Here is a 14722-nt window from a genome sequence, read left to right on the forward strand (position 1 = left end):
ACCCTGCTCACCATGAGTTCGCAGATCGTCGGCGTACTGGCGGCTGCGGCACAAAGCGACACGGACGCCGCCAAGCTGGAGACCGGCAGCTGGGTGGCGAAGAACGCCACACAGTACAACTACCTGTCACACAACCAACTGGAACGGGCCGCCAAACAGATAGCCCGATGCACCGACGCCTCCTGTATCCAGGACGCCACGCGCAAATTCCAGGAACTGAGCCTCCAGCAGGACATTGACGCCATCGTCAGCTGCCAGGCCGACCCCAGTTCCTGCGCGGCAAGCTCCAAAGAAGTCGCCAACACCCTGGCGAACCTGAATGCCATCCGCGACATCGCCGACTACGCCTCGCCAGACGCACGGGAGGCGGTACAGAGCCTGATCAACGGCAATTACGAATTTCAGGAAATGCTGGCGACCGCCACGACCGAGCACTCGGTGGGCGCGATGGTCGAGTCGCTCAAGTCGAAGTGGGCACTGAGCGATGCTCAGGCGCAGGACATTGCGGACAACCTGAAGATCGCACTGGCGGTTGGGGTGGGGACTGCGGCGGGGGGGCCAAAAGATCTCAAAACGAATCTTTCAGAGATTTGGACTCTTAAACCGACTCAACGAGGGGTAGACATTGAGTCATACCTTGCTAAAACTGAGTATTCACCGCAGAGCGGCTGGTATAACGTAGGAGCCGAAAGAAATGGATATTTCCCGCTTGTTGATTTTCAGAATGGTAATACGCTCGTTAGTCTGAAATCTGTAGATACGGCAGGAAGTACGTGGTTAGGCCGAATGCAAGATCATATTATCGACTTAGGAAAAAATGGCGCGAAAGTCGATGGTGTACCAGCAAATATGGTGCTTGATCTGCGAGTTCAGCCTGGCGGTTCGGCTGCTGCTAAATCGCTTATCGAATTCGGACGTGAATATAATGTCAAAGTGGTTGTTAAAGAGTTCAAGTGAGACCTGAAAAAATGAAGCGATTTAAGTTTGTTTTTGATATCGAGTCGATCAGTGGTTTGCAGATGCTGGCCTTGGTTGAGAAGCTTCTAAATAAGTTTTCCTCCCCCACGGTGTTTTTTCTGCATGGGGTTAAGATTGATATTAAAACGCTTGAAAAGAAAATATTGAAAAAAAAATCTTGGCCGAGTGGTTTGATGTCTAGCGGGTTTGAGCTCCGATTCGGGTTGCTTCCAGCACTGGGTTATTGCTTTTTGGTACTAGAAGAATCAGAGGGTTATAGTAATACTAAGTTGAAAGAGGAAATAGGGCCTTTTCTCAGCGTTGAAGGTTTTATTCAGGCATGGGTTTCTGATGTCGAATATGATTTTTGGCAGAACGCTACAGACCCTCTAGAGTATGAATGCGTGGGGCGCCCTCTTTCAGGTCTTCCAATGAAGTCAAATGGTTTACCTCCCCCCTTGGATCAAATGGAAATTGATACCTCAGGGAATCCTGGCCGTAACGTGCCCAGGCAAGGATATATTGAAGCGATTGGAAGCACTATGTGGCTAGGAAACCTCTTCTGGGAGAGAGCTGGTGTGGATAGATTTGCCAGCATTTCGTTGTTGGAAAGCCAGGGATTTAAAGTTTATGAGTGTGGTAGGTTTTTAAAAGTTGTAACGTCTGATAAGGTTTTTTCTGATGGTTCAACCCTAGAAAAACAACGTGCTCTCAGGCGGATTTTATTTGGATTAAATTGACATTTTAGTTGGTGCTAAAGGAGTACTTTTTTTAACTAGAGAGGCAGTTCCAGGTCCAACGAAATTTATGAGTGACGCCGATCAGTTTTTTAAAAAAGGTAAACGGGGTCAGACCCTGAGGGACTGAACAAAGCCCTGAGGCAGGGCGGCAGTGTCAGTGACGCGCTGAAAAATGCCTTGTTCAACACCTTGGCGGCGGCCAGTTTCAACCTGGTAGGGGACTACACGAAAAACGTCCTGGCGGACGGCTCGTTACCCAAGGTGGCGATCCACGCCATGGTCGGTGGCTTGCTGGCCGAAGCCACCGGCGGCGACTTCAAGACCGGCGCATTGGCGGCGGCGGCAAGCGAAGCACTGGTTGGCCACCTGGATACGTTGGTCAAAGGCAACGACACCCTGCTCACCATGAGTTCGCAGATCGTCGGCGTACTGGCGGCTGCGGCACAAAGCGACACCGACGCCGCCAAGCTGGAGACCGGCAGCTGGGTGGCGAAGAACGCTACGCAATACAACTACCTGTCACACAACCAACTGGAACGTGCCGCCAAACAGATAGCCCGATGCACCGACGCCTCCTGCATCCAGGATGCCACGTGCAAATTCCAGGAACTGAGCCTCCAGCAGGACATTGACGCCATCGTCAGTTGCCAGACCGACCCCAGTTCCTGCGCGGCAAGTCTATTAAGGAGAGAAAATAGATGATCATCGGAGGGTATACCCTTAGTCCTGAGCATGGCAGATCGCAAATCCCTCTAATTGATAAGCCGACCATGGAACAGGTAAGGTCCATTATATTTGAATATAGTAAAGTCGACGGCGTCGTTTCGTTGTCTATTTCCCCAGCACCTGAAGCCGGACCTTACGAAATCAATCTTTATGCTGAATCCGGAAATTATATTCTGATGCTGAACCAATACCTTGATGATGGTGAGCATGTTGTGCGTACTCTTAATAATACGTCGGCTGGAGCAAAATTGGTTGATGTTTTGGACGATTACTATCCGGCGAGTGTTGTCACAAGAAATATAGATATCGTTATTTCTTGTTTTCAAGAATTTTTGAGGTCCGGTGATGTAAGCTTTGCAGTGTTGAATGCTTAAAAAATTTTGCTGCTAGCCTAGGACCTGAAAAGATAGGGGGGAGGCCACGGCTTTGCGATTTTTAGAGTTCAGCAGAATTGCTCTTTTAAAATATGATTTATTTTTTTTTTTTTGTACTTATTCGATTTTGTTGGCCTAGTGATGGGCGGCTAAGCTGTAAGCTCTTATTTGTTTGGGGATTTATTTGGTTCGCCGTCCTAGGGTTATACTGCCGTATATCCCGTTGCACATTATTGGGGAATAGGGGGCGGACCACGATTAGTGTGCCCGATTAGTGCGCCAATGTATATTGGTGGTCTGACCCCGATTTCTTCGAAAAGGATGGCCTAGTCTATAGCTTAGATAATCGGCGAGTTCTAGCTGCATCTGCTGCCGGCGTGCCCATCAAAATCGTTCCCGCCACCGAGGCCGAAATAGCCAAGGAAATTGGAAGGAAGATGACTACACCAAACAACGGTTCTATAATTTGTGTTCGTGGGGTTTGTAAATAGGTGACTTATGGATTTAGATAAGATGATTGAGAGTGTTAAAACAAGAGAGGAGTTTGCAGATTTTATTTGTGGGCTTAGGGAGGATTTGGAGTTGAATTCAGGTGAATGGGAAAACCCTACGCTGGAAAGGTTTTTGGATGCAATGGAAGCTTGGGTACGAGCAATGAATTTCTATGCACTGAACTCTGGGGATGATGAAGCTCTCATCCCTAGTTGGCAAACATTTGCAAAAATATTGTTTGCATCTAAAATTTACGAATAGTAATAGCGGTTTAATTATTTTTTTTGGGCTAAAGGAGTACTTGTTTCAACTGGAGAGGCAGTTCCAGGTTCTACTAAACTGGCTCCCCGGCCTACCAATTCGGATGAGATTCCATAATGAAAGTAAATACGCTTGGGCAATTTAGCGGTTTGAGTCGATACGAGCTATGGGCGTCAAGCTGGGCTGAGAGAGATAATATAGATATATTTTCCTATATGAGTGCTATTTGTAAGCCTGAAGACTGTCTGCTATTTTGCAGGCTGTTGTTTCCTGATTTTTTTATCAGTCAAGGTGCGATTTTTTTAAATGCTAAATATGATCATGAAGTTTTTTTGGTATGGTTAAAGAAACTTGATGGGGATATTTCTGCAGTTGAAAAAATAATGAACCACACTCACATGTACGATGTTTTTTCAGGCTGTACGGATGAAGTTGATGATGTCGTTTTTGAGCAGCTAGCTGACACTATTGCTTTTTCATGGCGGCTAGTTTTAAAGGACAAATTTCCAGGATGTAATTTTTCTGTAGAGGTTTCGAATTCAGATCAGGATTACGGGCCTACTGTTACTTTTTATCAATCTATCGGCTATGGCGAGAAAAGGGATAGGTAAACGTAGGTAAACGGGGTCAGACCCTGAGGGACTGAACAAAGCCCTGGGGCAGGGCGGCAGTGTCAGTGACGCGGCGAAAAATGCTTTGTTCAACACCTTGGCGGCGGCCAGTTTCAACCTGGTAGGGGATTACATGAAAAACGTCCTGGCGGACGGCTCGTTACCCAAGGTGGCGATCCACGCCATAAGAGAAGGGGACAGATTTATTTGGTGCTTGCCGAGCAGCGCCAAGCCTAAATAAATTCGTTCCCTTTTTTCGGAACTCAATACATCTTGCCTGATGGTTCGCGAGTTCGGGTGATGCAGGCGGATGGTCGAAGCCCCCAGCGCGCCTCATTCGAGAACGCTAATGGTGGACCTGTCGATCCTACTACTGGAAAGCCGTCGCAGCCCCGCAGGGTTTATCGAAGGCTGAACGGAAGCAGTGGATTAGAGAGCGTACGCATATTGAGCAGGTGGACTAAATGACGAATACATTCTTGCAAGCTGTGGCCCTTTTGTTGCCTATGAAAATTGAAAGAGTATTTTGGGATGGCGATATTTTGATGCTTTTTTCTGCGGGTTGGAGCTTTCAGACCGAGAGTGCGTGGCGTGTGTCTAAGGGGGGGGAGTTGCTGTTCGCTTGTTGGGATGACGATGTGCTTGACCATGTTTCTGAGCTGTTAGGCTTATCCATTGTTGAGGTAGGTTGGCTTATCGATGCTCAGCCAATCGATCCATTTTTTAAATTATCTGACGGCCGCGTCTTGAATGCATTTTGTTCGTCATCAACTGAGCCTTGGCTTATGGAGTTCTCGGATGGGGTCGTTTATCTAGGGAATACTTAATTTTATAAGGGTAAACGGGGTCTGACCCTGAGGGATCCTAATTGGACTCAAAAATGAATGCAGAAGCCGAATTGAAAGCTTGGAATTTCCAAGTCTTAATGCTTGTTCAAGCGATGTTGGGGGCAGTTACTCCAAACTTCAGGATGGTAGTTTTGTATTGTGAGGATGATGTTTGGGTAATAAGATTTTATCTTGAAGAAAATATAGAGGATGATGTTGGTGAGGTAGAAGATATCATATGTCAATATACTGCTTACCAGGGGGCGGATTTAAAATGCAGGTCGGAAGTTTTTGTAGGCAACGAAGATATACCTAGTTTGTCGGAAGCTGCGAGGGTCGTTTATCGTCGAAAAGAGTGATTTTTGACTTTGGAAAACGGGGTCAGACCCTGAGGGATCCAGCTCGTTGGTTATCAAGGCTCTGGAGCTGGGCGCCCAATTTATGAGTTAACTGTTAATGGGCAGCCGCATCGAATTGCTGTGACTGTTGGCGACAACGGCTTTGTCGTCGGTGCAAATCCAAGGGGCCGCGTTATATGAAAAATATAAAGTTGATGGCGGATTATCAGTGTCATCCGCTTTGGAATATGTCCCCCGATGAGTATGGGGACATAGCTCCCTGCGAGCTTCCTATCTCTGAAGAGCTTCAGCTGCGTCTATCAAAGTGGGCCGCTATATACGATGAAACCCTGAATGCTGATTACCCGCCAAACTCTGGGTTCGAGAGTGAGGAGTTAGAGCGCGAATTCAAGCGAGAGGGAGAGCGATTAGCTGAACACTTGAGAAATGAGCTCGGTCCGGATTTTTCTATTCTCTTTAAACTTTAGTTGGGGCAAAAGGTATAAGAAGGTAAAAGAGGTTGTTTGCCGGATCGCTACACAGCGGAAAGCGGGTGGCAGCGATTATGACTTTGATCCAGTCTGCGCGCATGAACGGACATAATCCGTATGCTTGCATGAAGGACGTTTTGACTCGTCTGCCCACGCAGCGGGCAGGGGACGCTACCAACCTGTTAACACATCGTTGGTCGCACGCTTAATCACAAACTACTCAAGGAGAAAGCTGTGGACTTACGGATTGAGATAAATGAGACGCCTCAAGAAGTCGATTACCAAGCGATTTTGGCACCGCTGCGCGAATACAACCAAGCACAAACGGGGCTCATCGGAACTGAAAAATTTGCGTTCTTGATCAAGGATGACGCAGGGGCGACGCAAGGTGGGCTATACGCAAAAATTTCTGGGCAGTGGTTATTTGTTGAGTTGCTGGTAGTCCCTGAAGTAGCCCGAGGGCAAGGGTTGGGCGCAAAGTTGATGAACAAGGTGGAAGCGCTGGCGCGTGAGAAAGGCTGCCAAGGTATCTGGCTGGACACATTCTCTTTTCAGGCTCCGGACTTTTACCGCCGGCTCGGCTTCAGCATATTTGGAGAACTCAAAGATTACCCGGTCGCTGGATACAATCGGTTTTTTATGCAGAAAAGATTTGATCTCGACGAGCATAACGCTAGTCATACTCAGCCTTGAGGCAATGACAGCAAAAATCTAAGCAAGGTGTGTTACCCGCGATCGATCGTCGCCATTCCTTTCCAGAAGAACACGCAGGACGTGGTGCATGCCTTGACCCGCAGTACCCTGGAAGAAGCGGTGCAACGCCGATTGTTGTAATGCGTGGTCAAGTCAGTTCAACCCGAACGTCGATCAGCCGTGACCGGCGTTCAGCTTCCTATCGAGTCGTAGGAATTGTTCACTGTAATATGTAGGTCATTTCGTTTTATGCTTTTCCAGCCCTCCCAGACACCTGCTGTTTCATGCCTGCGCTGTTTTATAGTTCACGGAGCAATCCACCACGGCAGGGAGCCGCCCACCTCATGCATACCCGAAAAAAATCCCCCCGGCGCCACACCCCACCACAACCCCCGACCCTTCATTCCGGCCAGCGCCTGCGTCTGGTGCTCAACACCTACGGCATCCCGCCCACGGCCTTTGCCGAATGGATGCACGTCAGCCCGCAGTGCCTCAACAATTGGTTTTCACGCGGGCTGCCGGTGGATCGTGTGGAGAAACTGGCGACAACCTTGAGCGTCAGCAAAGTGTGGCTCGAGACCGGCGAGCGCGGACGATGACAGTGGTGGGGCGGTCAAAGGGCCGCCTCTATTTCAAGGGTCCCACCACCTGCCGGTATTTTTCCACTCCCTGTGGCGTCTGCCGCACCAGGCTGATCTCCAGCCCCAGCGGGTCTTCGCGGTGATTGCCGCTCAGTTGCCGCCAGCCTTTGTCCGCTTCCCATACGCGTACCTGCAGGTCGCTGACGCCGGTCAGCACCACCACGCCGTCCTTTGCCGCCGGCAGCGGGTAGCGGTCCCGTGCGGGGGCGGCGGCGCGGTAGAGTGCGTCGCCCTTGAGCCACCAACGTACCCGTTGCAGGCCATCGCCGGCTGCTGGGGCGCTGCGGATCACGTCGAGGCGAAAGCCCTTGCTGTCGGAGCTGCGCACGGTCACGGCGGCCAATCCCTCCGTTTGTGTGGCTTCAGGGGGCGTCAGTTCGACGCTGGCACGCAGGCTGATATCCCGTTGCATCTGGTTCAGCGCGCGCAGCAACACTTCGGTCTGTTCGGTGCTTGCCTGCAAATGCTGATCGGCGCGGGTGACGCTGTCCAGCCCGCGCCAGGCGATCAGGCTGACCACCGCCATGAGCATGATCGCCACCATCACTTCGATCAGGGTGAAGCCTTGCTGTGCCGGCTTCATGGTTGGCTGACCACGCGCATCAAACCGGCGGCGTCGCGTTGCAGGCTCAGGCTGTGTTGGCCGTCGGACAGCACCATGCGCAGCGGTGGGTTGATCCATTCAGCGTTGAGCACCAGGGTTTGCCGGGGCTCGAGACTGATCTGCATCGGCGTGCTTTCCCACAGGCGTGGGCGCAACGGGTCGTCGTCTTCAAAGGTATCGAGGCCCTGGCCGTCGTCCCGCTGGCGGTTGAAGCGAAACCCCTTGGCATCCGCGCGCCAGGTGATGGGTCGGCCGTCGGCGTGGGCTTCGGCCTGGGCGACTTGCAGCAGTTGGCTCAGGCGCTCGGCATCTTTGCGCAGCAGGTGCAGCGGGTCGGGCTTGATGGTGAGGCTGATGGCGGCGCTGGCGATGCCGATGATCACCAGCACCACCATCAGCTCGATCAGGGTGAAGCCTTGCTGTTTCATCGCGGGCTACCTGGAGAACTGGGGAGTGTGTGAAATAAAAGCGTGCGAATTGACCTGTAGGCTGGTGCGACGGACAAACAGGAGGTCCTCCCCATGACATTTGCCCCTCGTTTCACCCTGGCCCACGGCGTGCAGGCGCTGGGTGTGCTGGGTGCCCTGGCGGGCGTGGCGGTATGGACGCCGCTGCTGCTCACCAGCGCCGAATCCCACACGCCGCAAGCCACGCCCCAGGCACTGGCGGCGCGCAGCGATAACCCGGCGCTGCAATGGTTTTCCAATGCGCCGACGGCGTTGCAGGTCAAAGTCACCGGCGTACTTGCGGGGGCACGGGGGGCGGTGGCGATCCTCAGTCTGAATGACGGCCCGCCACGCAGCTTTCTGTTGGGTGAACGCCTCAGCCCCGGTGTGCGGCTGACGGCCATTGAAGGCGACGGGGTGGAGATCGAGCGCGGCGGCGAGAAGCAGCGCGTCAACCTCGACAAGTTGCCGCCGGGGCCTGCGTTGCCGCTGCTCACTCGGCCATGACCTGGGTGTCCAGCCGCGCCAGGGGCGGCGCTTCGCGGCTGGCGTCGAGCACTTGCAGGTTGACCTGGAACAGACGGCCGTCGGCGTTGATGGTTTGTTCGCAGCGCAGTTTCAGGCGGCCTTGATCGCAGGTGAAGGTCTTCTTGCCGCTGCGCAGGTGGCCTTCCAGGCGCAGTTCGGCGAGGCGACTCTGCGCCGCCAGCAACGCGATGGATTTGTCTCGCAGCAGGCCGTTGCTCTGGGTCATCAACCCGGCCACGCGCACGGCGGCGGCCATGGCCACGGCGATGATCGCCAGCGCCACCAGCACTTCGATCAGGGTGAAACCTTGCTCCTTGCGACGGCCGTACATGGCGCTCTCAAAGCCGGGAAACAGGCCCGCAGACTAGCGCCGGGAGTTGACCGATTGGCGACTGAAACTCCCGAGGAATTTCAATACGACTGACATGTGTTCTTGCAACACTGCGCCACGAATTGCACTCAAGCCAAGGAATGTCGAGATGGATATCGCGCGCCTAACGTCCCCATTGCCAGGCCCTCACAGGCAGTGTGGCTTCACCTTGATCGAGATTATGGTGGTGGTGGTCATCCTCGGTATCCTCGCCGCAATGGTGGTGCCCAAGGTGCTTGACCGGCCGGACCAGGCGCGGGCCACGGCGGCCAGGCAGGACATCGGCGGGTTGATGCAGGCGCTGAAACTCTATCGCCTCGACCACGGCACTTACCCGAGCATGAACCAGGGCCTCAAGGTGTTGGTGGAACGCCCGGCCGACGCCAAGAACAGCAACTGGCGCGCCTACCTGGATCGCCTGCCCAACGACCCCTGGGGCCACCCGTATCACTACCTCAACCCGGGCGCCAATGGTGAGGTGGATGTGTTCTCCCTCGGCGCCGACGGCCAACCGGATGGCGATGGCGTGAATGCCGATATCGGCTCCTGGCAACTCTAGGGCCCGCCATGAAACGGTATTCGCCCCCAGTGGCGAAGCAGCGCGGCATGGCGATTATCAGCGCCTTGCTGATCGCAGCAGTGGTGGCGGTATTGGCCGGCGCCATGCTCACGCGCCAGACCGTATTCACCCGCAGCCTTGAAGCCGAGCAGCTGCGCATCCAGGGCCAATGGCTGTTGCAGGGCGGCCTGGAGCGCAGCCGGCAGCTGCTCTGGGACGCCCGCCAGAAGGACGTGCTGACCCGTCTCGATCAACCCTGGGCGCGGGCCCAGGGTGGTGCCTTCGAGGGGCGTATCGAGGATGAGCAGGGCAAGTTCAACCTGCGCAATCTGGTCAACCGCGAGCAGGTGGACACCGAGCAATTGCAGAGTTTTGAACGGCTGTGCCGCCTGATCGGTGTCGACCCGGCGGTGAGTCGGCGCATCAGTCAGCGGGTGATTGCCTCTTATGAACCGCCCGCCAAATACCCGATGCTGCGCAGCCTGGATGAGCTGAGCGGGATCGAAGGCCTTGATCCCCTGGTGTTGCAGCGCATGCAGGCCTATATCAGCGTGCTGCCCGGCCCGACCTGGGTCAACGGCAACACCGCCAGCGCCGAAGTGCTCAGTGCGGTTGTGCCCCAGCTCAGCCTGTCCCAGGCCCATGGATTGGTGGCTGAGCGTGACAGCGGGCAGTGGTTTATCAACCGGGGTGATTTCGTCAACCGCCTGCACTTGCCGCAAGTGGCGGTGGATTCGGTGCAGGTGGGCATCACCAGCGAGTGGTTCCGCGTGCGGGGCCAGGCGCGGCGCGAGCAGCGGCGGGTCAGCCTCGACGCCTTGTTGCACCGCCCCGAAGACCGGCAGCCCCGGGTGATCTGGGCGCGGGTGGGCGTATGAAACGCTTGCGCATTGGCCTGCCGCCGCTGGATCAATTGAGTGCGCAGAGCCAGGTCCGGTTTGCCTGGGTGGAGCGTGGCGTGGTCATTGAAGAGGGCGACGCCAGCCTGGCGCAGTTGGGCCAGTCACGCCAGGCAGCGGACTGTTTCCTGCATCCGCGGGACAGCCTGCTGACCAGCCTGGAACTGCCGCCATTGCCGGCGGCGAAGACCGCCGCCGCCGTGGCCTGTGCCGCACAAGCGTTGATCCTCGGCCCGGTTGAACAGATGCAGGTGGCCCACGGCCCGCGTGAAAGCGATGGGCGCGTGCAGGTGGCCTGGGTGCCCAAGGCCGGGCTGGAGCGGTTGGCGCAGTTGCCGCTCAAGCTGCGCGGCCTGTACCCGGCACCCTATGCGTTACCGGTGGGCGCCGCTGCGTTGGATGACGGCTACCTGCTGACCCGTGACAGCCTGCAACAAGGCACGGTGCACCCGTTGGGTTTGCAGGCGCTGGACCTGCCATTGGTGGCAGCGGCGCAGCGTTGGAGTGGGCCGCTGCCCATGTGGGGGTTGCACGGTCGCCTCACACAGCCCTCGACCGGCGGGTGGGGCAGGGCATTGGCCTGTGTGGTGCTGGCCACGGCCATCTGGACCCTGGGCCTCAACCTGTACGCCGCGCGCCAGGTGGAGCAAGGCCAGCGACTCAAGGCGCTGATGAGCCAGCAGGTGCGCCAGGCGTTTCCGGCGTTGCCGGTGGTGCTCAACCCCTTGCAACAGGCCCGCCAGCAATTGGCCGCACGCCAGACCGGCGCGGCCGCCGACCCGGGCCAACGCTTCCCCGGCCTGCTGCAATTGGTGGGCAGCAACCTGCCGTTCATGGTCGGCAGTGTCGACAACCTGACGTTTGAACAGGGGCGCTTGCGTGTCGAGCTGCTCGCCGACAGTCGTCACCCGACCGCCGAAGGTGAATGGCAGGCGGCGTTGGCCCAGGCCGGTTTCACCGCCAGCCGCGAGGGCCAGGCCTGGACCATTGCTCCCGTGCCACCCGCAGAAAAAGCCGGAGCCGGCGATGAATAAAGTGCAGCGACTGCGCAGCCAGGCCCGGGTGTTCTGGAGCGGCCTGGCCCTGCGCGAAAAGCGCATGCTCGGTGGCGCCGGGCTGGTCCTGGCCAGCCTGTTGACCTGGCTGGTGCTGGTGCAGCCCGCGTTGAAGAAGATCGATTACTGGCAGGCCGAAACCCCCAAGCTGCGCGCCCAGGCCGAGGCCTTGCAGGTGTTGTTGCAGGACGTCGCCGCGCCCAGGCCGGGCGACGAAGCCGCGTTGCGCCAGGCCCTGGACAGTGCCGGTCTGCAGGGGCATTACCAGTTGCAGGCGCTCGAACCCGCTGGGTGGCGCCTGACCTTGGACAACGCCCCGGCCGATGCGGTGGTGGGCTGGCTGCTGGGCAATGCCCGTTCGTTTTCCCTGGAGGTGTCCGAGGCGCATTTGCAGCGCGTGCTCGATACCGTCGACAACTCGGCCGGCACTGTGTCCGGGACCGTTCGCATGGATCAGGCGCTTGGCGCTAAGGAAGCTTCATGAAGTGGTCAGTCCCCCCTTTCCGTATGGTCGCGCCGTTGCTGGTGCTGGCCCTGAGTGCGTGCAGCAACCAGGACGCGTCCAAGCCGCTGCTGGTGGACAGCGAACTCGGCCAGCCCCTGGCGGACACCCGTCGCAGTGGCGAGACCGTTCTCGACCGCCAGAGCCAACCCGCCCCCAAAGCGCCGGTACAGCACCGCGTCACCAACAGTGCTCGCGGCCATGCCCCGGCAACCGTCAAGGCCCGCAACCCGCTGGGTGACCAACCGGTGCAGCTCAACTTTGTCGACGCCGACATCCAGGCCGTGGTGCGCGCACTCTCCCGCGCCACCGGCCAACAATTCCTGGTCGACCCGCGTGTGAAGGGCAACCTCACCCTGGTCAGCGAAGGCCAGGTGCCGGCGCATCAGGCCTACGACATGCTGTTGGCGGCGCTGCGCATGCAGGGCTTCAGCGTGGTCGATGTGGGCGGCGTCGCCCAGGTGGTGCCCGAGGCCGATGCCAAGCTGCTCGGCGGGCCGATCTACAGCGCCGGCAGCAGTGGCATGCAGACCCGCACCTTCCGTCTGCAATACGAAAACGCCGTCAACCTGATCCCGGTGCTGCGCCCCATCGTGTCGCCGAACAACCCGATCAATGCCTACCCCGGCAACAACAGCATCGTGATCACCGACTACGCGGAAAACCTGGCGCGGGTGGCGCAGATCATCAACGGTATCGACACCCCCAGTGCCATCGACACCGACGTGGTGATGGTGCAGAACGGCATCGCCGTGGACATCGCCGCCATGGTCTCCGAGCTGCTGGACACCCAGGGCGCCGACCAGACCCAGAAGATCAACGTGGTCGGCGACCCGCGCTCCAACTCGATCATCATCCGCTCCGGCAGCCCGGAGCGGACGGAACTGGCGCGCAACCTCATCTATAAACTCGACAACGCCCAGAGCAACCCCAGCAATATGCACGTGGTGTACCTGCGCAACGCCCAGGCGGGCAAGTTGGCCCAGTCACTGCGCGGCTTGCTCACCGGCGAGAGCGATTCCGGCGTGAGCGACGATGCCCGGGGCAAGCTCAGCGCCATGGGCGGCAATGGCAAGAACACCGCCCAAGGCGCGAGCAATGCGCAAAACAGCAGCGGCACGCCCACCGGCAGCGGCGTGCAGTCGGGTTATGGCCAGGTCACCGGCTCGACCACCGGCACCAACGGCACCCCCAAGGACCAGGACACCGCGTTCAGTGCCGGCGGCGTGACGATCCAGGCCGACGCCACCACCAACACCCTGCTGATCTCCGCGCCGGACCCGTTGTACCGCAACCTGCGCGAAGTCATCGACATGCTCGACCAGCGCCGTGCCCAGGTGGTGATCGAAAGCTTGATCGTGGAAGTCGGCGAGGACGATGCCACCGAGTTTGGCGTGCAGTGGCAGGCCGGCAACCTGGGGGGCAAGGGCGGGTTTGGTGGCGTGAACCTCGGCGGTAGCGGCGTGAATGGTAAGCCCAATAGCCCCACCAGTATTGATGTGCTGCCCAAGGGGCTGAATGTGGGGGTGGTCAACGGCACGGTTGATATTCCCGGCATCGGCAAGGTACTCGACCTCAAGGTGTTGGCCCGTGCGCTGAAGAGCAAGGGCGGCACCAACATATTGTCCACGCCCAACCTGCTGACCCTGGATAACGAAGCGGCGAGTATTTTCGTGGGCCAGACCATTCCGTTTGTCACCGGCAGTTATGTGACCGGCGGCGGGGGCACCAGCAACAACCCGTTCCAGACCGTGCAGCGTGAAGAGGTGGGGCTCAAGTTGAACGTGCGGCCGCAGATTTCCGAAGGCGGCACCGTGAAGCTGGATATCTATCAGGAGGTCAGCACCGTGGATGCGCGGGCGTCGGTGGAGGCGGGTACGGTGACCAACAAGCGCGCTATCGATACCAGTATTTTGCTGGATGACGGGCAGATCATGGTGCTCGGCGGGTTGCTGCAGGATGGGTATAGCCAGAGCAATGACGCGGTGCCGTGGTTGTCGGATATTCCGGGGTTGGGGGCGTTGTTTCGCAATGAGAAGCGCAGTGTGAACAAGACCAACCTGATGGTGTTCTTGCGGCCGTACATTATTCGGGACAGTGGGGCGGGGCGCAGTATTACGTTGAATCGGTATGAGTTTATGCGCAGGGCGCAAGGGGGGTTGCAGCCGGAGCACAGTTGGGCGATGCCGGATGTGCAGGCGCCGCAGTTGCCTTCTGTGGACAAGGCGATTCCTGGGGGCCGGCCTTGAACGTTTTGACCGTGTACATATCCATTCCTTCGGTAACGGCGGCTTATGGTTCCGCTCTTACAGCGGGTCACTTTTGGAAGGACCCAAAAGTAACCAAAAGGTCCTCGCCCCACCACTCGGCACCTCGCTCAGGCTCGGTGTGCCGTAACGAAGGCTTGAATCCGTGGGCCGCCGCAATGGGCCATCCATGGCCCAGTGTGGCTAACCCGGTGTCCTGCCGGGTTACCCACGGATTCAAGCCTGCGTTCGGCCAGCGTGGTTTTACGGGGCGCCGAAGATCAAGAGCAAGAGCGACTCGCTGCGCATCGTGGATACGTTTTTTGTTCTGTGTCGCCGCCTTACTGTGGCGAGCGGGCTTG

The 14722-nt window shown here is 57.1% G+C and carries 17 protein-coding genes and 3 pseudogenes; 17 read left to right on the plus strand and 3 right to left on the minus strand.

Going from position 1 to position 14722, the window contains the following annotated elements; all coding sequences use genetic code 11:
- The 11 genes and pseudogenes from BFN10_RS20610 to BFN10_RS20650 all read left to right on the plus strand — a co-directional run.
- A pseudogene (locus BFN10_RS20610) lies at positions 1–957 on the plus strand (two-partner secretion domain-containing protein); the annotation flags it as partial.
- Complete coding sequence (locus BFN10_RS20615; protein WP_231999493.1) at positions 954–1697, plus strand: hypothetical protein; 744 nt, start codon at positions 954–956, stop codon at positions 1695–1697. The pseudogene BFN10_RS20610 and the gene BFN10_RS20615, both read left to right, overlap by 4 nt.
- A gap of 123 nt (positions 1698–1820) precedes the next feature.
- A pseudogene (locus BFN10_RS29775) lies at positions 1821–2399 on the plus strand (DUF637 domain-containing protein); the annotation flags it as partial.
- Positions 2396–2797, plus strand: a complete 402-nt coding sequence (locus BFN10_RS20625) for a DUF6911 family protein (RefSeq protein ID WP_071491206.1) — start codon at positions 2396–2398, stop codon at positions 2795–2797. The pseudogene BFN10_RS29775 and the gene BFN10_RS20625, both read left to right, overlap by 4 nt.
- 498 nt (positions 2798–3295) lie before the next feature.
- A complete protein-coding gene (locus tag BFN10_RS20630) occupies positions 3296–3550 on the plus strand; it encodes a DUF7660 family protein (RefSeq protein ID WP_071491207.1) in 255 nt (84 codons plus the stop codon).
- 116 nt (positions 3551–3666) lie between these two features.
- Positions 3667–4161: a hypothetical protein gene (locus BFN10_RS28950; RefSeq protein WP_231999494.1), complete on the plus strand. Its 495-nt coding sequence runs from the start codon at positions 3667–3669 to the stop codon at positions 4159–4161.
- A 464-nt stretch (positions 4162–4625) separates the two neighbouring features.
- Positions 4626–4988 (plus strand): hypothetical protein, encoded by a 363-nt coding sequence (locus tag BFN10_RS20635; protein ID WP_071491208.1) that lies wholly within the window; start codon positions 4626–4628, stop codon positions 4986–4988.
- Positions 4989–5041: 53 nt separating this feature from the next.
- Entirely contained in the window at positions 5042–5347 is a 306-nt protein-coding gene (locus BFN10_RS28960) for a MafI2 family immunity protein (protein WP_083351579.1), read from the plus strand.
- 499 nt (positions 5348–5846) lie between these two features.
- Positions 5847–6026: pseudogene (locus tag BFN10_RS28965) on the plus strand (transposase domain-containing protein); the annotation flags it as partial.
- 25 nt (positions 6027–6051) lie between these two features.
- Entirely contained in the window at positions 6052–6510 is a 459-nt protein-coding gene (locus BFN10_RS20645; protein WP_071491210.1) for a GNAT family N-acetyltransferase, read from the plus strand.
- A 344-nt stretch (positions 6511–6854) separates the two neighbouring features.
- Positions 6855–7109, plus strand: a complete 255-nt coding sequence (locus BFN10_RS20650) for a helix-turn-helix domain-containing protein (RefSeq protein WP_071491211.1) — start codon at positions 6855–6857, stop codon at positions 7107–7109.
- A 28-nt stretch (positions 7110–7137) separates the two neighbouring features.
- Here the strand turns inward: BFN10_RS20650 and BFN10_RS20655 are convergent, their stop codons facing one another.
- Entirely contained in the window at positions 7138–7734 is a 597-nt protein-coding gene (locus BFN10_RS20655) for a type II secretion system protein GspJ (RefSeq protein ID WP_071491212.1), read from the minus strand.
- A complete protein-coding gene (gene gspH / locus BFN10_RS20660) occupies positions 7731–8183 on the minus strand; it encodes a type II secretion system minor pseudopilin GspH (RefSeq protein WP_071491213.1) in 453 nt (150 codons plus the stop codon). The genes BFN10_RS20655 and gspH overlap by 4 nt, the downstream gene beginning before the upstream one ends.
- A gap of 93 nt (positions 8184–8276) precedes the next feature.
- Here gspH and BFN10_RS20665 point away from each other — a divergent pair, with 93 nt between their 5' ends.
- Positions 8277–8708 carry a type II secretion system protein N gene (locus tag BFN10_RS20665; protein WP_071491214.1) on the plus strand — a complete coding sequence of 144 codons (432 nt, stop codon included), beginning with the start codon at positions 8277–8279 and terminating at the stop codon, positions 8706–8708.
- On the opposite strand, the gene gspI is transcribed toward BFN10_RS20665, so the two are convergent.
- Positions 8695–9060, minus strand: a complete 366-nt coding sequence (gspI, locus tag BFN10_RS20670) for a type II secretion system minor pseudopilin GspI (protein WP_058427240.1) — start codon at positions 9058–9060, stop codon at positions 8695–8697. The two genes, BFN10_RS20665 and gspI, sit on opposite strands and share 14 nt — an antisense overlap.
- Positions 9061–9208: 148 nt before the next feature.
- Here gspI and gspG point away from each other — a divergent pair, with 148 nt between their 5' ends.
- Genes gspG through gspD form a run of 5 tightly spaced genes read left to right on the plus strand, consistent with a single transcriptional unit; the run spans position 9209 to position 14363 of the window.
- Entirely contained in the window at positions 9209–9658 is a 450-nt protein-coding gene (gene gspG / locus BFN10_RS20675; protein ID WP_071491215.1) for a type II secretion system major pseudopilin GspG, read from the plus strand.
- Positions 9659–9666: 8 nt separating this feature from the next.
- A complete protein-coding gene (gene gspK / locus BFN10_RS20680; protein WP_156792155.1) occupies positions 9667–10536 on the plus strand; it encodes a type II secretion system minor pseudopilin GspK in 870 nt (289 codons plus the stop codon).
- Positions 10533–11591 carry a type II secretion system protein GspL gene (gene gspL / locus BFN10_RS20685; protein ID WP_071491217.1) on the plus strand — a complete coding sequence of 353 codons (1059 nt, stop codon included), beginning with the start codon at positions 10533–10535 and terminating at the stop codon, positions 11589–11591. The genes gspK and gspL overlap by 4 nt, the downstream gene beginning before the upstream one ends.
- Complete coding sequence (gspM, locus tag BFN10_RS20690) at positions 11584–12096, plus strand: type II secretion system protein GspM (RefSeq protein WP_071491218.1); 513 nt, start codon at positions 11584–11586, stop codon at positions 12094–12096. Before gspL ends, gspM begins: the two co-directional genes overlap by 8 nt.
- Positions 12093–14363, plus strand: a complete 2271-nt coding sequence (gene gspD / locus BFN10_RS20695; RefSeq protein ID WP_071491219.1) for a type II secretion system secretin GspD — start codon at positions 12093–12095, stop codon at positions 14361–14363. Before gspM ends, gspD begins: the two co-directional genes overlap by 4 nt.
- Positions 14364–14722: the final 359 nt, after the last annotated feature.

The sequence above is a fragment of the Pseudomonas extremorientalis genome, from assembly GCF_001870465.1.
Taxonomy (GTDB): domain Bacteria; phylum Pseudomonadota; class Gammaproteobacteria; order Pseudomonadales; family Pseudomonadaceae; genus Aquipseudomonas; species Aquipseudomonas extremorientalis.

Coding starts and splice junctions, on each gene's coding strand:
- BFN10_RS20625 (WP_071491206.1), top strand. CDS start 2,396: ATGATCATCGGAGGGTATACCCTTAGTCCTGAGCATGGCAGATCGCAA.
- BFN10_RS20630 (WP_071491207.1), top strand. CDS start 3,296: ATGGATTTAGATAAGATGATTGAGAGTGTTAAAACAAGAGAGGAGTTT.
- BFN10_RS28950 (WP_231999494.1), top strand. CDS start 3,667: ATGAAAGTAAATACGCTTGGGCAATTTAGCGGTTTGAGTCGATACGAG.
- BFN10_RS20635 (WP_071491208.1), top strand. CDS start 4,626: ATGACGAATACATTCTTGCAAGCTGTGGCCCTTTTGTTGCCTATGAAA.
- BFN10_RS28960 (WP_083351579.1), top strand. CDS start 5,042: ATGAATGCAGAAGCCGAATTGAAAGCTTGGAATTTCCAAGTCTTAATG.
- BFN10_RS20650 (WP_071491211.1), top strand. CDS start 6,855: ATGCATACCCGAAAAAAATCCCCCCGGCGCCACACCCCACCACAACCC.
- BFN10_RS20655 (WP_071491212.1), bottom strand. CDS start 7,734: ATGAAGCCGGCACAGCAAGGCTTCACCCTGATCGAAGTGATGGTGGCG.
- gspH (WP_071491213.1), bottom strand. CDS start 8,183: ATGAAACAGCAAGGCTTCACCCTGATCGAGCTGATGGTGGTGCTGGTG.
- BFN10_RS20665 (WP_071491214.1), top strand. CDS start 8,277: ATGACATTTGCCCCTCGTTTCACCCTGGCCCACGGCGTGCAGGCGCTG.
- gspI (WP_058427240.1), bottom strand. CDS start 9,060: ATGTACGGCCGTCGCAAGGAGCAAGGTTTCACCCTGATCGAAGTGCTG.
- gspG (WP_071491215.1), top strand. CDS start 9,209: ATGGATATCGCGCGCCTAACGTCCCCATTGCCAGGCCCTCACAGGCAG.
- gspK (WP_156792155.1), top strand. CDS start 9,667: ATGAAACGGTATTCGCCCCCAGTGGCGAAGCAGCGCGGCATGGCGATT.
- gspL (WP_071491217.1), top strand. CDS start 10,533: ATGAAACGCTTGCGCATTGGCCTGCCGCCGCTGGATCAATTGAGTGCG.
- gspM (WP_071491218.1), top strand. CDS start 11,584: ATGAATAAAGTGCAGCGACTGCGCAGCCAGGCCCGGGTGTTCTGGAGC.
- gspD (WP_071491219.1), top strand. CDS start 12,093: ATGAAGTGGTCAGTCCCCCCTTTCCGTATGGTCGCGCCGTTGCTGGTG.